The sequence below is a fragment of the Pseudoalteromonas sp. S1727 genome, from assembly GCF_005886375.1.
Taxonomy (GTDB): Bacteria; Pseudomonadota; Gammaproteobacteria; order Enterobacterales; family Alteromonadaceae; genus Pseudoalteromonas; species Pseudoalteromonas haloplanktis.
Map to the genome: position 1 here is coordinate 1 of NZ_PNDT01000347.1, position 339 is coordinate 339.

Consider the following 339-nt stretch of genomic DNA (forward strand, 5'->3'; position numbering starts at 1 on the left):
TAAAGCTTGATCAAGTTTAGCCAGCATCGTATTCAGTTTGTTATATAGCTGTGTTCCCGTATCAATACTACTCTTATCAAAAACATTTCTATAAAGTAGAACAGCTAACTGAACATTGACTATGTACTTACCATTATCAACGCTTTGAAAAAAAATAGCCATACAAAATAGCAGAAATAGTGTCGCGTAGAGATTGCAAGTCTTTGACTTTACCGTCATAGCGAATAGATGGACGGAACTTGTCTTTCAACATTACTGTAAGTCCAAGTGAAAACCCTTTTTTGGATACATTTTGGAAGATCTTTACATCCCTCCATCGGTATACATATCGGACGAACC

1 pseudogene is annotated in these 339 nt (G+C 36.0%); it reads right to left on the minus strand.

The window, feature by feature from the left end:
- Positions 1 to 136: 136 nt before the first annotated feature.
- Positions 137 to 339 (minus strand): annotated as a pseudogene (locus tag CWB85_RS22705) (nucleotidyltransferase domain-containing protein); the annotation flags it as partial.